The sequence below is a fragment of the Reichenbachiella sp. genome, from assembly GCF_033344935.1.
Taxonomy (GTDB): domain Bacteria; phylum Bacteroidota; class Bacteroidia; order Cytophagales; family Cyclobacteriaceae; genus Reichenbachiella.
This window is the reverse complement of record NZ_JAWPMM010000001.1, coordinates 1119538-1135760: the sequence shown is the minus strand read 5'-3', so window position 1 is coordinate 1135760 and position 16223 is coordinate 1119538. Positions and strand designations below refer to the sequence as shown.

The following is a 16223-nucleotide window of genomic DNA, read 5'->3' as shown; positions in this document are numbered from 1 at the left end:
TTTAATTCTGTACAAATGTGAGAATAAATGTACAGCACTCAGCTAAAAATTCCTAGATGGTCAGTATTGACCTGTACCCAACATAACTAATGTACAACCAAATACCGTTTCGATCCCCATGGCCTCGGCAGCCTTGGCCAACTGCATATTTTCTGTCCCTGGATTAAAGATGATGCGTTTAGGTTGTAAACTCAGAATATAATCTATCCATTCCGTTAACCTGGCAGTTCCTATATACAACGTGACTGTATCTACCCCCTCAATACTTGGCTTAGTTTTCAAATCCAAAAACTCCTGTCCAAAAAGCTCGCCTTTCTTAATACTCACCAATTTGAATGGTTGATGGTGACTTTCTAATCTTTCTGCAGCCAAATAAGCATATCGTGAGGGGTCTGTTGTTGCACCAAGTACAACCGTCAACTTTTTATTTTCAGACATTTATATATTGCTCTATCAATTTTTCAGCACATTTTTCTCCGTCGATCGCTGCTGACATAATGCCTCCAGCATAGCCTGCGCCTTCTCCACAAGGAAACAACCTTTTGAGTTGAATATGTTCCCAGGTGTCCTTTTTTCTTGGGATATGAACTGGTGAAGAAGTTCTGCTTTCCACTCCTACCACCACCGCATCATTGGTCACATAGCCCTTAGATTTTTTGCCAAAATCCTTGAAACCCATCTGAAGACGTTTGAATATAGCACTCGGCAGTACTTCTGAAAGTTGAGTAGAAACTAGTCCAGGTTGATAAGAACAATCTGGTAGATTGGCCGATAGTCTACCGCCAATAAAATCATTTAATCGCTGGGCAGGTGCCTTTTGTTGTCCACCGGTAGCTTCACAAGCCTTCTTTTCAATCTCCGACTGAAAAGCCAAGGCCGCAAAGTTTCCGTGTTTTTGATATTCTTTTAAGTCCGAATTTTCGATGGCTACTACTATTCCAGAATTGGCAAACTTTGAATCTCTTCTGGAAGGGCTCATCCCATTTACAACTACTTCACCAGGTGCAGTAGCAGATGGCACGATAAATCCTCCTGGGCACATGCAAAATGAAAATACACCTCGCTGTACATTGTCGAGTCTTGTCTGGGTAGTCAGTGCATAAGGTGCTGCTGGTAAATATTTACCTCTATTGTCACAATGATATTGAATACTATCAATGAGCGTTTGAGGATGCTCTACACGAACGCCTAAGGCAAAAGGTTTAGACTCGATAGTAATAGCTTTCTTCTCAAGCAACTCGAAAATATCTCTGGCAGAATGACCAGTAGCCAAAATCACACCTTCACCTCTGTGCTGATCTCCATTGGCCAATACCACTCCTTTCAATTCCTCTTTATCAATAATAAAGTCTACCACTCGACTATTAAAATGGATTTCGCCTCCGTGTGATACTATGGTCTCACGGATGTCCGCGATTACCTTAGGGAGTTTGTTGGTTCCAATGTGAGGGTGCGTGTCTTTCAAAATATCATCACTTGCACCATGCACCACTAGCATCTCTAGAATTCTTCGTACATCACCTCGCTTCTTTGATCGAGTGTATAGCTTGCCATCTGAATAAGTTCCAGCACCTCCTTCGCCAAAGCAATAATTTGAATCAGGATTGACAATATGTTCCTTGTTGATTTTAGCTAAATCTCTGCGACGACCCTGGACATCTTTCCCTCTTTCAAAAAGTATCGGTTTTGCACCCATTTCCAGGCACCGGAGGGCTGCAAATAACCCAGCAGGCCCAGTACCAATAATCAAAACTACTGGTCGGCTGGATACATTGGTTTCGGGCTTTTGATAAGCCAAAGACCACGGGTCATTCTCTCCTTCGTACAAGCCAATTTCTACGTCTACAGAGACTTTTCGCCCTCTGGCATCTATAGATCGCTTCAACAGTTTCCAATTCGCTCCTCCTTTTATCTTAGGTGATATAAAAGCATCCAAATTGGATTCATCTAGAGCAATTTCCGGCTTTAGCCTGTATTTCAGAATTTTATTCATACTAGGGATTTATCGAGACGAAGGTATTGGATTCTTGGTCTTTTTGAATCCGAGATAACCAATATTTACTCCAAAAAAGATTGGGATATATGTTCCGGACTGATTGACGTCTTTGAAGATTGGATCATAAGTATTTCCACTGTATTGCGCTGTATAATTACGCCTCCCTATTCCAACACCAAAGTATACATCAATGGTCAGTCCTGCATTCGCCGGGTCTTTCAGCCATCTGTCTCCGATGAACACTCCATAGTAATACCTGTTTTCTTTGGACTGAACTTGGGAAGTACTAAGCGTTCCTCCGTCGCTTACATTTGCGGCATGCTTGATGAAGTCTGCCCCGATCAAATGACCAAAATAGAACATACCAAGTGTCTGATCTTCGCTGTAAAATTTCTGTCGTACTTTCAGGCTTGACCCTGTAGAAAACAAATCGCCAGTTGGCATATTTCCATGATTCTCAAAGAATGGCTTCCGATGATAAGCATATATCAGTTCGTACCCTTGCCTTTCCTGGAGGTAGTATTCTACCGCAAGTGGCATATAGCCAACAAGTGAATAAAGCGGATTCGATCCAAAAATTACTCCTTTATATTCATTTACACGTGGAGTGAAATACCTAGATTTTTTATTCTTGAATTTATATTCCGGCTTCTCATACTCTTCGTCGTTAGCCTGCTGTACAAAAGTTTCGCTCTTCAAAAACACAGGGTTGTTTTCGCCATACACTGGCAGATAAGTACCTGCCACTTCACCATTGCGCTTATATAGGGTCCATTCCCCTTCTCTTCTTCCCTGAGATAGTTGACCTTTCATTTTAAGATTACCATTCAGATAATAGCCCTCATACTCGCCTTTGCCTTTCTCGTCGAATATGGCAGAACCTTCTATGTTGCCCTCCTCATCATAATAAGTCCACTTTCCAAAATTGTAATCCCCTTTAAACTGCCCGCTGACCTTGAGATTCCCACTGATATAATACTCTTTGTAAGCACCAGTACCTTCGTCAAATTCACCTACTCCTTTGGTTTCACCTGACTCATAAAACATCTTCCAGTATCCATCCTTGATTCCATTTTTTTGCAACCCTTCTGCACTTTTAGCTCCATCTGGATAGTAATAGATCCAATTGCCCAGGGTCTGGCCTTTTTCATATCCTCCTTCCGCAGATAGTTTACCATTTTTGTAGAAGTACTTCCATGGCCCTGTTTTTAATCCTTGCTTGAAGTATCCTTCAGCCATTTTTTCTCCCGTTTCAAAATAATAGACCCAAAGGCTATCACTTTTTCCTGCTCTATTTAGTCCTTTCATTTTCAATTGGCCAGACACATAAAATTCCTTATATATGCCACTGCCATTCTTGAAATCAGCTTGGGCTTTCAATCCACCTTCCTCATAGTAATAGCTCCAAATACCCGTACGAATTCCATTGTCGTATTGACCTTTACTCTTTAGGCTACCAGCTTCGTAATAGTAAGACCATTCCCCACCCTTTTTGTTGTTGGATAAAATGCCCTCTGACCGTAGGTTTCCATTTTCAAAGTAATCGGACCAAATACCGACCGTACGTCCATGTAAAAAAGAACCCGTTTGTCGAACCTTCCCATTTTCAAAATAGTAGGTCCAATCCCCAGAGGCTTTATTGTTGGTATAGCTACCTTCAGATTTTTTTGTTCCAGAGAGATAAAAAGATACGTACGGCCCATTGAGCTGATTCGAAATGGTGTCGTCCACCGACAAAATTTCTTTAATTACTTTTTTGTCTTGATCGTAGTATGTTTTGAGTACTACGCCCTGTGCGCAAAGCATAGTACTCATCATAGAAAGCGATATATAAAGAAATAATCTCAATCCTACTTTTTAAAAACTGTCTCGTCTACCCAACTCTTACCCCAGTTATCCTTTTCTTCTTGACTCCATAATTCTGGAAAGAATATGACTCGTTGAAACCTTGGTGGAAGATATTTTTGCCAATTCGTGCCACCTGTAGCCGCAATGACTTCCGGATCCCTTTGCAAATAACGCACAGCAGATTTGTAATGCGCCAATCTCCATTGCACGTTGGACAATTGATCGAGCTTTTTCAAAGCTTCGACAATTGTCTCCTTCTGATCACCTGACTTGTAATTAGCCTCATACTTTTTCCAAATATTGGCTGATTTATACTTTTTGGCCAACTTCAAAAACTCCTCGGAATACTTATTCTCAAATTGCTTAAGCGTCAGCGTCTTTTTACCAGTAGCCAATTCGGTTGCACCTCTTTTCCAATATAGGTGATTGTACATTTCCCCCAAATCTTCCGATTTCATTTCAGGTCGTTTAGACTCTTCGACTAAATTCAACAAGTCTGTACATGAAATTTCGAACATTCTGATTTGAGCGGATTGAAACCCGCTCGCAGGTAATAAAGACATTCTGAAGTCCAGAAATTGCTTCTGATCCATTCCATCAATCATCACATCAAAAGAATCCACTAAATGCAGTAGGTAACGGTTGATTCGGTTGATTCTAAGAAGAAACTGATTAGCATCTATTTCATCATCAAAGGCTAATTGTTCAATTTCATTTAAAATTAATTTGAAGTAGAGCTCTGTAATCTGATGGTAAATGATAAAGATTTTTTCATCAGGAAATTGAGTTTTTGGGTTTTGTAAACTGAGTAATGTATCCAAATGGATGTAGTCCCAATAGGTGAGATAATCTGCGTGCAAAAGACCATCGAGATAGGAAGACAAGTCCTGTCCCATGGCTTCATACTTTTCCTCTAATTTCTGGAGTTGATCCAATATTTTACTATCAAATTTCGAATTTGTCATTTGGGTATTGTGTCGTTTAATGTTGTAAATTTGGGTCTAATTTTGAACAACCTACAAAGATCAAAAGTAATTATTCGACAAACTACATGGAATCCATGTGATAATTACTCAAAATATTGCCTAAGCTGACATAGATCATTTTTAAAAACGAGATAATCTTTTGATTGATACGATTTTAACTTGTTGGAAAGATTATGACAGATAGCAAGCAGCAAATTTCATAATTACCTAAAACGGTAATATTTTGAGCCCTGAATGAATTAGTAAACAATTTTAAACAACAGCCCTTCTTATGAAATCAAATTTCACTGACGAATTCGAATCACCAGATTTTTATCAAATCGATGATTTATTGACCGAAGAACACAAAATGATCCGAGGTTCTATTCGGGATTTTGTAAAAAAAGAAATCACTCCAAACATCGAAGATTGGGCTGAAAGAAACCACTTCGAATATTCGATGGTTAAAAAATTTGGAGACATCGGTGCCTTTGGACCTACTGTTCCGACTCAATATGGCGGTGGTGGCATGGACTATATCTCTTATGGCCTGATCATGCAAGAAATTGAAAGAGGCGACTCCGGTATGCGATCTACCGCCTCTGTTCAGGGTTCTTTAGTAATGTACCCTATCTACAAGTTTGGAAATGAAGAGCAACGCATGAAGTACTTACCTAAGTTAGCTTCGGGTGAGTGGCTAGGCTGCTTTGGTTTGACGGAACCTGATCATGGCTCTAATCCCAGCGGCATGGTGACCAACTTCAAGGATATGGGAGATCACTACCTGCTCAATGGAGCAAAAATGTGGATTTCTAATGCGCCTAAGGCCGATGTGGCCGTGGTTTGGGCTAAAAATGAAGAAGGTAGAATCCATGGTCTGGTGGTAGAAAGAGGCATGGAAGGGTTTTCTACTCCTGAAACACATGGTAAATGGTCTTTGCGCGCCAGCTGCACTGGAGAATTGGTCTTTGACAACGTGAAAGTGCCAAAAGAAAACTTGTTACCTGGCAAAAGCGGGCTAGGTGCTCCTATGATGTGTTTGGACTCTGCGAGGTTCGGAATCGCATGGGGAGCTATTGGAGCAGCCATGGATTGCTATGATTCGGCCAGAAGATACTCACTCGAAAGAATCCAATTCGACAAGCCTATAGGATCGTTCCAATTGATTCAAAAGAAATTGTCTGAGATGTTGACAGAAATCACCAAGGCTCAGCTGCTCAATTGGAAACTGGGTAAAATGTTTGAAGAAGGAAAAGCCACAACTCCAATGATCTCCATGGCAAAAAGAAACGCGGTAGCTACTGCACTAGACATAGCACGAGAAGCAAGACAAATTCATGGTGGCATGGGAATAACCGGAGAGTATCCAATGATGCGTCACATGATGAACTTAGAGTCTGTAGTAACCTACGAAGGCACTCACGACATTCATTTGCTGATCTTGGGACAAGAGATTACAGGAATTCCTGCTTTTAAGTAACTAGACTACCCTTTCAAAGTTTAGAACTTTGAAAGGGCTCTAAAACCCGTAAGCTTCATTTTCAGATAGAAAATCCTGATTACTAAAGACAGGGTTAATCACCACATCTGAATATTCGTATTGTTCGAAGAGTCCTTTATCATCAATTACTTCCATTTTTAACGGAATGAACTTTTCAGCATCAATGACTAGGTTCAATTTTGGTGAGTAATCATTGGGTATTTTAATGATCTGACCAGCTTCTACATCTTCGTACGTTTTAATTTTTGGATTACACTCAAGAATCATATAGGCACTGAGCTTATATTTTGCTGCCACATCTTCTAAGGTCTCTTGACCTTCTATAGTGTAATCTATAATTTCAAAATATGGGTTGCTAAAGGATATTTCAAATCCTCGCCGCCCCTGCTGTTCAACCATTCCCTTGTATACTACCATATCATCAATTTCATTCTGGTATTTATCACATAAATATTCTAAAATGGAAACGACATGATCGAATCCTGATTGGAAGATCGTGTGATGCTGATCACTGCGCATGATTCCATCCATCGGGTTTAATTTTATATTTAACCAAGGAAATCCATTCGGGTTGATGAGTGCTTTGTTATTGTTTTCATTTTCCACATAGAGCACTTCCATGCCATCGTTTGGAAAAGACTGGCGTAGATAAACCTTGTATGGGTTTTTCTGCATTTTCGTAAATGACACTTGCTTAGTCAATTTGCCATCTATTCGTTCCTGTTTTGTAATGGTATAAGTAAGTGCCTGAATTTGGCTTGAAGTTTCAAACATTTGTTTGGCGATGCCATATCCGGTCAATGAGTCAGATAATGGACCCGAAGCAAAAGCAGAAGCAGAAACAAAAAATAAAAGAAGGGTGCACAAACCAGTCCTTGTCATAAATAGTATTGAATAAGAAATCTGGCCCGTCCAAATTTGAATTGAGCACAAGCTAAGAAAATTTAGTGGCACATCTATAATGGCCATAAAAAAACAGGTACCACTTGAGTAGCACCTGTTTTTCATTTTTAACTGTTTTTGACCATTGGGGTTCAGAAGCGTCTCTTCTGACCTCATTTTATTATGAGTACATCTATAAGATGTCACTCCCAGTCAAAAAGTTGCAGCTAAACTTATATTTTTTAGATTTTTATTGGAACAACCACTTTGGTCAAGTCCCAAATCATGGCTAATTCGACTCCATTTTTATTTTCAGTAAGCTTTATTAAAAACTGTTCTGCACATGAATCTGATTGCTGTACGGGCACGGTCACTTTGGCTACGTCCAAGTTATAATCAGGCTCCCACAATCCCCACTTTTCAGTTTCTCCGTTGAGTATGACGTCCCACTCCTTCTCTCTGGGAATAGTATATAAACGATAACTTCCTGCCTGAACAATATTTGCACCGAATGTAAAATCCTCAGAAAAAGTAATGATGGTAGGTTCGTTGGCGCCTGTTCGCCAATAGGTGTCGTATGGTAAGAGCTCCCCGAAAATTTCCCTTCCTTTCTTATAGGGTCTACAATAATTTACTTTGATTTCGAATGCTTTGGTTATCAGCTCCGCTGTGGCAGGTGGACTATGCTTTCTAGTGGTTGCGATCTGATAGATTATTACAGTGGCAAACAGTATTACTGCGGCACCAACCACCCAAAGTATCTTTTTAATCATATTTTAGTTTTCGAGATATAGATAGGGTTAGTACTCCAAATTGGATCACCGAGTTACAACAGTCATTAAATATCTCTTTCTATTGCCTAAATCATCCGTTTTTTGGTTTAAAAATATATTCAGTACTATGTTATATTAATTAAAGGGTTAATTTTGAACCTTGCATAAAGCGCAAATCACATCTCATGATAGAATACAATACAATTAGAGAGGATGTCACTCTAAAAGAATACGGGCGAAACGTACAAGACTTAGTCGCTCATCTCAATACGATAGAAGACAAAGAAGAAAGATCTAAAAAGGCTGCTACGTTGGTGGAATTGATGAAACAAATCAACCCAGCCATGCAAAACACTCCTGAAGTAGAACAAAAACTATGGGACGACCTTCATATCATTTCTAACTTTACGGTAGATATTGATGGTCCATTTCCTACTCCAAATAAAGAAATTCTAGAAAAGAAGCCTGAAAAAATGGCTTATTCTGGCAAAGACATCACCTTCCGTCATTTCGGTAAGAATATTGAGTTATTGGTTGACAAAGCTATAACCTTGGAAGATGCTGAAGAACAAGAAGCTGCCATTATTCATATTGGCAAGTTGATGAAAACCTTTATCTATTCATACAATAGAGACACCATTGAAGACGACGTGGTTTACAAAAACATCCGTAAACTATCGAAGGATAAATTGGATATTGATATGGAAAAAGTGAAGGAAGGTAACTTGTTCGAACCAATCCGAAAAGAAAGACGTACCGATCGCGACAATAATGACCGCAACGATCGAAACAGAAATCACAGAAACAAAAGAAATTCCAATCACAAAAGAAGAAGATAAATGGCTTCATTCCGGGTCGTTGGAGGTCATGCTCTAAATGGCGAAATAATCCCTCAGGGCGCCAAAAACGAATCGCTTCAAATTTTATCCGCTGTACTTCTTACTAAAGAAGTAGTCACTATTCATAAAATCCCGAACATCAGGGATGTCAATAAGCTGATAGAACTGCTCCAGGAGATGGGAGTAAAAGTGAAAAAATTAGGAGAAGAATCTTATTCTTTTCAAGCCGATGATGTAGATATCCATTTCCTGGAAACAGAAGAGTATCGTAAGATGGCTAGCTCGCTGCGAGGATCAATCATGATTCTTGGCCCTATGCTGGCTCGATTCAAAAAAGGAAAAATACCTCAGCCGGGAGGAGATAAAATTGGTAGAAGAAGGCTGGACACTCACTTTGATGGGTTCCAGAAACTTGGAGCAAAATTCAAATACGAAAAGAAAACGAGCTACTATAATATAGATGCCTCTCACCTGGAAGGTACTTACATGTTGCTAGATGAAGCATCTGTAACTGGTACGGCAAACATTGTTATGGCTGCCTCTTTAGCCAAGGGCAAAACTACCATCTACAATGCGGCTTGTGAACCTTACCTGCAGCAACTTTGTAAAATGATCAACCGCATGGGCGGGAAAATCACGGGAGTTGGCTCCAATCTTTTGACCATTGAAGGAGTTGAAGAACTTGGAGGCACCGAGCATACCATGCTTCCAGATATGATTGAGATTGGAAGTTTTATTGGCTTAGCGGCCATGACACAGTCTGATCTTACCATAAAAAATGCTGGTATTGAGCATCTGGGAATTATCCCTGATATTTTCAAAAGGTTGGGTATCAAAATGGATTTCAAAGGTGACGACATTCATATCCCAGCGCAGGAACACTATGAAATTGAGACATTCATAGATGGCTCCATCATGACCATAGCCGACGCTATTTGGCCAGGCTTTACTCCGGATTTGTTGAGTATTGCGTTGGTGACAGCGACTCAAGCGAAAGGAACTGTTTTAATTCATCAAAAAATGTTTGAAAGCAGATTGTTCTTTGTTGATAAGTTGATCGACATGGGAGCACAAATCATTCTTTGTGATCCACATAGAGCAACCGTCATAGGACTAAACAAATCACAACCATTACGTGGAATTCAGATGACTTCTCCCGATATTAGAGCTGGTGTTTCCCTGCTTATTGCTGCGATGTCAGCCGAAGGCGAAAGTGTGATCCACAATGTGGAGCAAATTGACAGGGGATATCAAAATATTGATCAGCGCCTAAATGCTATTGGAGCTATGATAGAAAGGGTTTAATCTAGTTAAATCTTCAGTAGCGTAAAATGAGAATATTAACCTTCAGCCTGGTATTACTACTAAGCTGCCATTGGATTAACACACCAAAGGTAAAAAACGGGCACCCTAAACTCGAACTGCTTTCAGTTCATCAACTGGAAAAAAATGACACACTAAATTTTGATTTTAGTGGCATTACCCAAGTAGGCAATTCCATTTACGCAGTAGCCGACAAACCATGGAATACTTACCTCTATTCTATCATGTTTACTGAGAACAGCTGGTCTGTAGATAGCGCAAGAAAAATACTCAGTTCCGAGCGTTTAGACCTTGAAGCCATAGATCATTGTGATGGCAATTTTTATTTAGCCAACGAGTTTACGGGTTCCATCAATCTTCTACAGTCAAAAAGCGATAACTTAGTTCAGTTATCCATCAATTTTGAAGATTACCAGTTGAAACCAGAGACTTGGAAAAATGCTGGGTGGGAAGGACTAGCTGTTGACTGCGAAAATCAGGTCATGTATCTGGTCAAAGAGCGACAGCCGAGAAATATCATCAGTGTTGATATGAAAAACAGGCAGATTCTGGAACAGTTTGATATTCCCCAGCATGATAGCAATGACTTTTCAGATGTGAAATTCCAAAATGGATTTTTGTATCTGCTTGAACGAAATGGAAACTTCGTAACCAAAGTGGACATCGAGCAAAAAAAAGTACTCCAAAAATATCACTATAAACACATTGCCAGTCACCCTGATGGAAAACTCTATGCTCGCGAAAAATATGGCATGGCAGAAGCTCTATTGCTTTTGGAAGATGAGATATGGATAGGTTTGGATAACAATGGTCATGAAGTAAGCGATCATGCAATAAAAACCTATCAGATGAAAGGCAATTCTCCAGTAATTTTAAAATTTAAAAGACCCAAAGATTTTTAGAGGTAAACTCTAACATGTCTAAAAAACAATAGAGGGTTTGCCATGGCCTTGAATATCCATATAAAAAAGTTCAACTTCATTTCGGATAGACTTACATAGGCCATTTTAAGAAAACACAGATTCCTTATTATTTTATTACCCTTCGTTTTGGCCAGTAGAAATTTATAAAAAAGCATTTTGGAGTGATAATCAGCCATCTGAGAAAGGCCATCTTCCTGGATTTTATAACTACTTCCTGCAAAATCTAATTTCTCACAGCAAATATTCTTGTCAACAAGGGCTAACCAAAACATAATATCCTCCCCATAGTTCAAATCTGTTGAGAATCGAGTCCCTCCTATAGTCGATCGCCTGACCAAAAAAGTATGAATCTGAGGGGCATACAAGAAAATATGCTCAGAAGGATGGCTATTCATAGCATAGACATTTAGTTTTTCTGCTTGTTGTCGATTGTATCTTTCCAGCTTGTCTCGAGCGATACCACTACCTTCCACTTTGGATCTAGAAGAAACCAAATCCATATTACCTTCTTGAATGGTCTCCAGTGATCGACTTAACATGTCAGGCAATAAAACATCGTCATCATCAAGGAATAAAACAAACTCACCAGTGGCCATATCCAGCCCTTTGTTCCTCGAAGCCGAAACACCAAGGTTTTGATCATTTTGGATAACAGTTATTTGATCATTTGCTTGAGCCAATTGCTCAATACTTGCATAATGCTTCTCGCCTGAATGATCATCGATAACGATAATTTCTAATCCATCTACCCCCTGTTTTAACACCGACTCAACCGCTGCGATTAGCTGGGTCGATCGATTATGAGTAGGGATGATGACAGATACTTTGTTCATAACTGAGGAATGTGACTCAAAAAAAGTCAAAAAAACGAGAACCTGTTACTTTTGCGCTATGAATAGCATCCAGGAGTTTATAGAAAAGGTTAGTGAAGCCATTAGTTTAGATCAGTTTAGTAAACTTACGCTAAGTAAACCAAGATATAAGTCCAATGGACTGCAAAACATATTCATTCGAATAATTGACCTGAAAGGGAATAAAAAGCTCTCCTTTAACTACCGCCATCTCACAAAAGACCTTACCAAAAATTTTGAACTGGAGGAAGGACTTGCTGAACTTGACTCTCAATTGACAGAAAAATTCAAACACGTCACGCTGCTTACCTCGCAAGCTACCTGGCAAATGATGATCAATAAGAAGGGCAACGTAACAATCATTGAATCCCAAGCTACAGGTTCCACAAAGCCAAGTACACATAACAAAGAAAAGGAGAAACGAGCACCATTAGACGCTCCATATCTCTACGAACTGGGCATTACAAATTCCAAAGGAGAACTCATTCCAAAAATGGCCGACAAATACCGCCAGATTAATAAGTATTTGGAAATCATGGATCATCAAATGGAGGCTCATGTCAAAAAAAAGGTTCTAAAACTAGTAGACATGGGATCAGGCAAGGGCTACCTCACTTTTGCATTGTATGATTTTATTCAGAATGGGAAAGGATTGGACGTCACTATCACAGGTATTGAGCTCCGACAAGAGCTAGTCGATTTCTGTAATGAAAAAGCAAATAAATGCGGCTTCGAAAAACTTCATTTCATCAATCAACGAATTGAAGAATTTCAGGAAGACGACATTGACATCCTAATCGCGCTGCATGCTTGTGATACAGCGACAGATGATGCCTTAGCAAAAGCCATTGTAGCCAAATCAGACCTTATTGTATGCGCTCCCTGCTGTCATAAGCAGGTACGTCAACAAGTAAAGGGCAAGTCACAAAAAAGTCCATTGTTGAAATACGGTATCTTTCAGGAGCGACATTTTGAGATGGTCACAGATACTATTAGAGCACTGATTCTTGAGCAACATGGTTACCAATCCAAAGTTTTTGAATTTGTGTCCAATGAACATACTAGAAAAAATATCATGCTCATAGGTTCAAAATCAAACCAAACTAACCCTAATGAAGCTTCACAAAAGATAGCAGCACTAAAAAAAGAATACCACATCGACTTTCAATACTTAGAGCAATTGATTTAATTTAACGAGTAGTACAGTTCATTCAACCAGCGAATTCCAGCTTTTATCAACTTGAAAGGGAAAGTTATGTTCGCAGTATTCTTATCCAAAGCCTTTGGACTTACCAATCCAAAGACCTACATCTTTAGTATACTTTTATTTTTCGGCACATCTATATCCAGTTTCGGAGCAACAGATTCTTTGTTTCAGAAAGCACGCAAATTGGAAGGCCAGGTCTTTGTGAATTTTGTCATAGATAATTATTACGAAATTTATAGCCTAAACTTTGACAGTGCCATCCTAATGACCGAAGAAGCCAAGTTGCTCGCCGAAGCCAATGGCTGGACAAAAGAAGCAGCCTATGCCAGTCTATATCATGGAGTAGCCACCTACTTGAGAGGCGACTATAAAAAATCTTTACCTAATTATCTAAATGCTTTACGCCTGTTCGATTCGCTAGAAAACCATAGAGGCATAGCAAAAACCAACATAGAACTAGCTGGATTCTATCATAAAAACAAACAATTCGAAAAGGCTTTAGAAACTGCCGAACAAGCTAAAGAAGCGGCCATTCTATCAGGCGACACTGCTACTTTAGGAACTTATTACGGTTTTAAAATGAATTTTCTAATGCGCCAAAACAAATATGATGAGGCGTATCCTTTTATGCTGAAGGCACTTGCTATACGACGTACAATGAACGACAGTATTGGATTAGGCTATGCATACTTGGATCTTTCTGAATATGAACTACGAAAAGGTAATCTAAATGGGTCATTGGCCTACATCGACACCTCTACCTATATTCGGAAAAAAATTGGTGATGATCAAGGTGTTGCTGTCAATCAGGTAGTAATTGGAGAAGCTTATTTTGGAGTAGGACAATTCAACAAGGCCATACCATATTTTAAAAAATCAATTGAACTAGCCTCCCCAATTGGCTACACAGATTTAATTCGATTTGGCTATGATATGCTGCAAAAGTCCTACGTAGAACTAGGTGACTTTGAAAAGGCATATAAGCACCTTCAACAAGCTCAGGTTTTTAATGACAGTATTTTCAATGTAGAAAAAAGCAAAGCCCTTCTTAGTCTTCAAACTCAATACGAAACAGAAAAGAAAGAAAAAGAAATAGAACTACTTTCCATCGAAAATGAACTCAAGGCAGCTGACCTGGAGAATGCGAACAATAGGTTTTACGCCTCTTTGGGAGGACTTATTCTCCTGGGCTTCATTACGTACTTAGGATTCAATAGATATAAACAAAAACAGCGAGCCCTATTGGCTGAAGAAAAGGCGCTCAATCAAAAACTGGGATTCAAGTCTCTCATAGAAGGTGAAGAAAAGGAACGAAAACGAATAGCTCAGGAATTACACGACGGTCTTGGTCAGTTACTATCTACCGCCCGACTGAATGTATCCGCTATGGAAGACAAAGTAGAAAAGCTCGTGACCAAACAATGGGAAAACTCTATCAAATTGATTGATGAGGCTGTAACTGAAGTCAGACACATTTCTCACAACATGATGCCCAATGCGCTTATCTCTATAGGTTTCGAAGCAGCCATCAAAGAACAAGTACACATTATCAATGATGCCCAAAAAGTAAAAGTACACGTAGAACTTCCTTCCGAAAAAATCAATTTGCCGGAAAGTGAATCCATCGCCCTGTATCGTGTCATTCAAGAAGTCCTCAACAACGCCATCAAATACGCCGAAGCTCAAAACATTTGGTTGACGATAACTAATAATGAAATGCTCAACATTATTATCAAGGATGATGGCAAAGGTTTTGACACTAAACTAATCTCCAAATCGAACGGGATCGGATGGCAAAACATATACTCTCGTGTTGAAATTTTGAACGGTATGGTGCAAATTAATTCTACACCAGGACAAGGATCAGAAGTCTCTTTAAAACTAGCAGTCTGATGGAAAAAGAGAACTACGATATATTGATTGTGGATGATCATCAGATGTTCATCGATGGTATCGAATCATTACTTATCGGCCAGGATAAATTCCGAATAAAACACCATGCCAATGACGGCCAAACAGCATTGGATTTGCTAGAAGAGCATCAGGTCGACATCTTAATTTCGGATTTGAGTATGCCGGGCATGTCTGGCGCCGAACTGGTTAAAATAGTAAAGGAAAAATATCATGACATTAAGGTGCTGGTTCTCTCTATGCATAACAATCGAGAAACTGTAGGGGAAATTTTGATGTCCGAAGCCGAAGGATATATATTAAAAAATACAGGTAAAAAAGAGCTACTCAATGCACTAGACCGCATCACTGAAGGCAGCACGTTTTATAGCAAAGCGGTGATGTCTTTGATGCTCGAAAAAATTCAAAAACAAAAGCAAATAACACAAGAAACTCAATGTCTTACAGAACGAGAGCTAGAAATCTTGCAACTAATCGTTCAAGAATTTTCTAGCGAAGAAATCGCTGATCATTTGTTCATTAGTAAGCGTACCGTCGACACTCACCGCAAACACATTCTTAAGAAAACCGAGTCAAAGACTATTGTGGGGCTGATCAAATTCGCCTTTAGGAATGAGCTTGTTTCTCCTACCTAAGAGACCATTTCCATTTGCTGTAGTACCTGCTGTGCTTGAATGATATGTCGCTGATTGTGACCGATTAGAAATCGGAAAGCGTCACCCAGTTTAAAAGTCACAATTGATCCTATCGCTGATGTTATCTTGATTTTGTTCAGATCGAGCGATTTGCTCTTCTCAAGTGTATCAATAAGATAATCCTGATCTTCAATGAATTTTGAAAGCGTATCGTGCTGTACATTAATTTCGGGAATAAACTTCCTCAACGTTTTCATTGGCGAAGGGATCGTTCCATCCTCCTTAGGCTTGATCATCTTCACAAAATAGTTTCCCATCCACCCAGGCTTAAAATCATTGTGCCCGGAATGCGGAGCGTTAATCAATTTTTTATCAAACTGAGCAATGTAATGGGCGTCAGCAATATTCAAATGTTCGATACATTCCAAGACACACCACTTTTCAGGACTAGGTTTGGACAGTAATTCCGCTTTACTTAATGATGAAAATCGAATGGCTTCATTTTTTACCGCTTGGGTATCGGCAATGAGTGAGTTGATTAGTTCCAATTTGTTCATATCGCTTTTTTT

15 protein-coding genes are annotated in these 16223 nt (G+C 39.4%); 7 read left to right on the top strand and 8 right to left on the bottom strand.

Features of this window, described 5'->3' with window-relative positions; all coding sequences use genetic code 11:
- Positions 1-60 precede the first annotated feature (60 nt).
- From R8N23_RS04950 to R8N23_RS04935, 4 genes are read right to left on the bottom strand one after another with little or no spacing between them, the layout of a single operon-like run.
- Complete coding sequence (locus tag R8N23_RS04950; protein ID WP_318170457.1) at positions 61-438, bottom strand: CoA-binding protein; 378 nt, start codon at positions 436-438, stop codon at positions 61-63.
- Positions 431-1993: an NAD(P)/FAD-dependent oxidoreductase gene (locus tag R8N23_RS04945; protein ID WP_318170456.1), complete on the bottom strand. Its 1563-nt coding sequence runs from the start codon at positions 1991-1993 to the stop codon at positions 431-433. Before R8N23_RS04945 ends, R8N23_RS04950 begins: the two co-directional genes overlap by 8 nt.
- A 9-nt stretch (positions 1994-2002) precedes the next feature.
- Positions 2003-3814, bottom strand: coding sequence for a hypothetical protein (locus R8N23_RS04940; protein WP_318170455.1), 1812 nt, complete (start codon positions 3812-3814; stop codon positions 2003-2005).
- 32 nt (positions 3815-3846) lie between these two features.
- Positions 3847-4809 (bottom strand): tryptophan 2,3-dioxygenase family protein, encoded by a 963-nt coding sequence (locus R8N23_RS04935; RefSeq protein ID WP_318170454.1) that lies wholly within the window; start codon positions 4807-4809, stop codon positions 3847-3849.
- 292 nt (positions 4810-5101) lie between these two features.
- On the opposite strand from R8N23_RS04935, the gene R8N23_RS04930 reads away from it, so the two are divergent.
- The gene (locus tag R8N23_RS04930; protein WP_318170453.1) at positions 5102-6289 is read left to right on the top strand and encodes an acyl-CoA dehydrogenase family protein; all 1188 of its coding nucleotides are present in this window, start codon (positions 5102-5104) and stop codon (positions 6287-6289) included.
- A 39-nt stretch (positions 6290-6328) separates the two neighbouring features.
- On the opposite strand, the gene R8N23_RS04925 is transcribed toward R8N23_RS04930, so the two are convergent.
- Complete coding sequence (locus R8N23_RS04925) at positions 6329-7192, bottom strand: DUF1571 domain-containing protein (RefSeq protein WP_318170452.1); 864 nt, start codon at positions 7190-7192, stop codon at positions 6329-6331.
- A gap of 242 nt (positions 7193-7434) precedes the next feature.
- The gene (locus tag R8N23_RS04920; protein WP_318170451.1) at positions 7435-7965 is read right to left on the bottom strand and encodes a DUF2911 domain-containing protein; all 531 of its coding nucleotides are present in this window, start codon (positions 7963-7965) and stop codon (positions 7435-7437) included.
- A 185-nt stretch (positions 7966-8150) separates the two neighbouring features.
- On the opposite strand from R8N23_RS04920, the gene R8N23_RS04915 reads away from it, so the two are divergent.
- Genes R8N23_RS04915 through R8N23_RS04905 form a run of 3 tightly spaced genes read left to right on the top strand, consistent with a single transcriptional unit; the run spans position 8151 to position 11029 of the window.
- The gene (locus R8N23_RS04915) at positions 8151-8804 is read left to right on the top strand and encodes a DUF4290 domain-containing protein (protein ID WP_318170450.1); all 654 of its coding nucleotides are present in this window, start codon (positions 8151-8153) and stop codon (positions 8802-8804) included.
- On the top strand, positions 8805-10109 hold the full coding sequence (gene murA / locus R8N23_RS04910) for a UDP-N-acetylglucosamine 1-carboxyvinyltransferase (protein ID WP_318170449.1): 1305 nt from the start codon (positions 8805-8807) through the stop codon (positions 10107-10109).
- 26 nt (positions 10110-10135) lie between these two features.
- Positions 10136-11029: an SdiA-regulated domain-containing protein gene (locus tag R8N23_RS04905; RefSeq protein WP_318170448.1), complete on the top strand. Its 894-nt coding sequence runs from the start codon at positions 10136-10138 to the stop codon at positions 11027-11029.
- On the opposite strand, the gene R8N23_RS04900 is transcribed toward R8N23_RS04905, so the two are convergent.
- Complete coding sequence (locus R8N23_RS04900; protein ID WP_318170447.1) at positions 11026-11883, bottom strand: glycosyltransferase family 2 protein; 858 nt, start codon at positions 11881-11883, stop codon at positions 11026-11028. The genes R8N23_RS04905 and R8N23_RS04900 overlap by 4 nt on opposite strands.
- 58 nt (positions 11884-11941) lie before the next feature.
- On the opposite strand from R8N23_RS04900, the gene R8N23_RS04895 reads away from it, so the two are divergent.
- From R8N23_RS04895 to R8N23_RS04885, 3 genes are all read left to right on the top strand, one after another.
- Positions 11942-13090 (top strand): SAM-dependent methyltransferase, encoded by a 1149-nt coding sequence (locus R8N23_RS04895; RefSeq protein ID WP_318170446.1) that lies wholly within the window; start codon positions 11942-11944, stop codon positions 13088-13090.
- A 66-nt stretch (positions 13091-13156) separates the two neighbouring features.
- Positions 13157-15001, top strand: a complete 1845-nt coding sequence (locus R8N23_RS04890; RefSeq protein WP_318170445.1) for an ATP-binding protein — start codon at positions 13157-13159, stop codon at positions 14999-15001.
- Positions 15001-15654, top strand: coding sequence for a response regulator transcription factor (locus R8N23_RS04885; RefSeq protein WP_318170444.1), 654 nt, complete (start codon positions 15001-15003; stop codon positions 15652-15654). The genes R8N23_RS04890 and R8N23_RS04885 overlap by 1 nt, the downstream gene beginning before the upstream one ends.
- On the opposite strand, the gene R8N23_RS04880 is transcribed toward R8N23_RS04885, so the two are convergent.
- Positions 15651-16211 (bottom strand): DinB family protein, encoded by a 561-nt coding sequence (locus R8N23_RS04880; RefSeq protein WP_318170443.1) that lies wholly within the window; start codon positions 16209-16211, stop codon positions 15651-15653. The genes R8N23_RS04885 and R8N23_RS04880 overlap by 4 nt on opposite strands.
- Between the last annotated feature and the right edge of the window lie 12 nt (positions 16212-16223).

Bases quoted from the DNA above. Each gene is read 5' to 3' on its own strand.
- murA (WP_318170449.1), top strand. From the start codon at position 8,805: ATGGCTTCATTCCGGGTCGTTGGAGGTCATGCTCTAAATGGCGAAATA.
- R8N23_RS04950 (WP_318170457.1), bottom strand. From the start codon at position 438: ATGTCTGAAAATAAAAAGTTGACGGTTGTACTTGGTGCAACAACAGAC.
- R8N23_RS04885 (WP_318170444.1), top strand. From the start codon at position 15,001: ATGGAAAAAGAGAACTACGATATATTGATTGTGGATGATCATCAGATG.
- R8N23_RS04895 (WP_318170446.1), top strand. From the start codon at position 11,942: ATGAATAGCATCCAGGAGTTTATAGAAAAGGTTAGTGAAGCCATTAGT.
- R8N23_RS04930 (WP_318170453.1), top strand. From the start codon at position 5,102: ATGAAATCAAATTTCACTGACGAATTCGAATCACCAGATTTTTATCAA.
- R8N23_RS04940 (WP_318170455.1), bottom strand. From the start codon at position 3,814: ATGATGAGTACTATGCTTTGCGCACAGGGCGTAGTACTCAAAACATAC.
- R8N23_RS04900 (WP_318170447.1), bottom strand. From the start codon at position 11,883: ATGAACAAAGTATCTGTCATCATCCCTACTCATAATCGATCGACCCAG.
- R8N23_RS04880 (WP_318170443.1), bottom strand. From the start codon at position 16,211: ATGAACAAATTGGAACTAATCAACTCACTCATTGCCGATACCCAAGCG.
- R8N23_RS04945 (WP_318170456.1), bottom strand. From the start codon at position 1,993: ATGAATAAAATTCTGAAATACAGGCTAAAGCCGGAAATTGCTCTAGAT.
- R8N23_RS04920 (WP_318170451.1), bottom strand. From the start codon at position 7,965: ATGATTAAAAAGATACTTTGGGTGGTTGGTGCCGCAGTAATACTGTTT.
- R8N23_RS04905 (WP_318170448.1), top strand. From the start codon at position 10,136: ATGAGAATATTAACCTTCAGCCTGGTATTACTACTAAGCTGCCATTGG.
- R8N23_RS04890 (WP_318170445.1), top strand. From the start codon at position 13,157: ATGTTCGCAGTATTCTTATCCAAAGCCTTTGGACTTACCAATCCAAAG.
- R8N23_RS04935 (WP_318170454.1), bottom strand. From the start codon at position 4,809: ATGACAAATTCGAAATTTGATAGTAAAATATTGGATCAACTCCAGAAA.
- R8N23_RS04925 (WP_318170452.1), bottom strand. From the start codon at position 7,192: ATGACAAGGACTGGTTTGTGCACCCTTCTTTTATTTTTTGTTTCTGCT.
- R8N23_RS04915 (WP_318170450.1), top strand. From the start codon at position 8,151: ATGATAGAATACAATACAATTAGAGAGGATGTCACTCTAAAAGAATAC.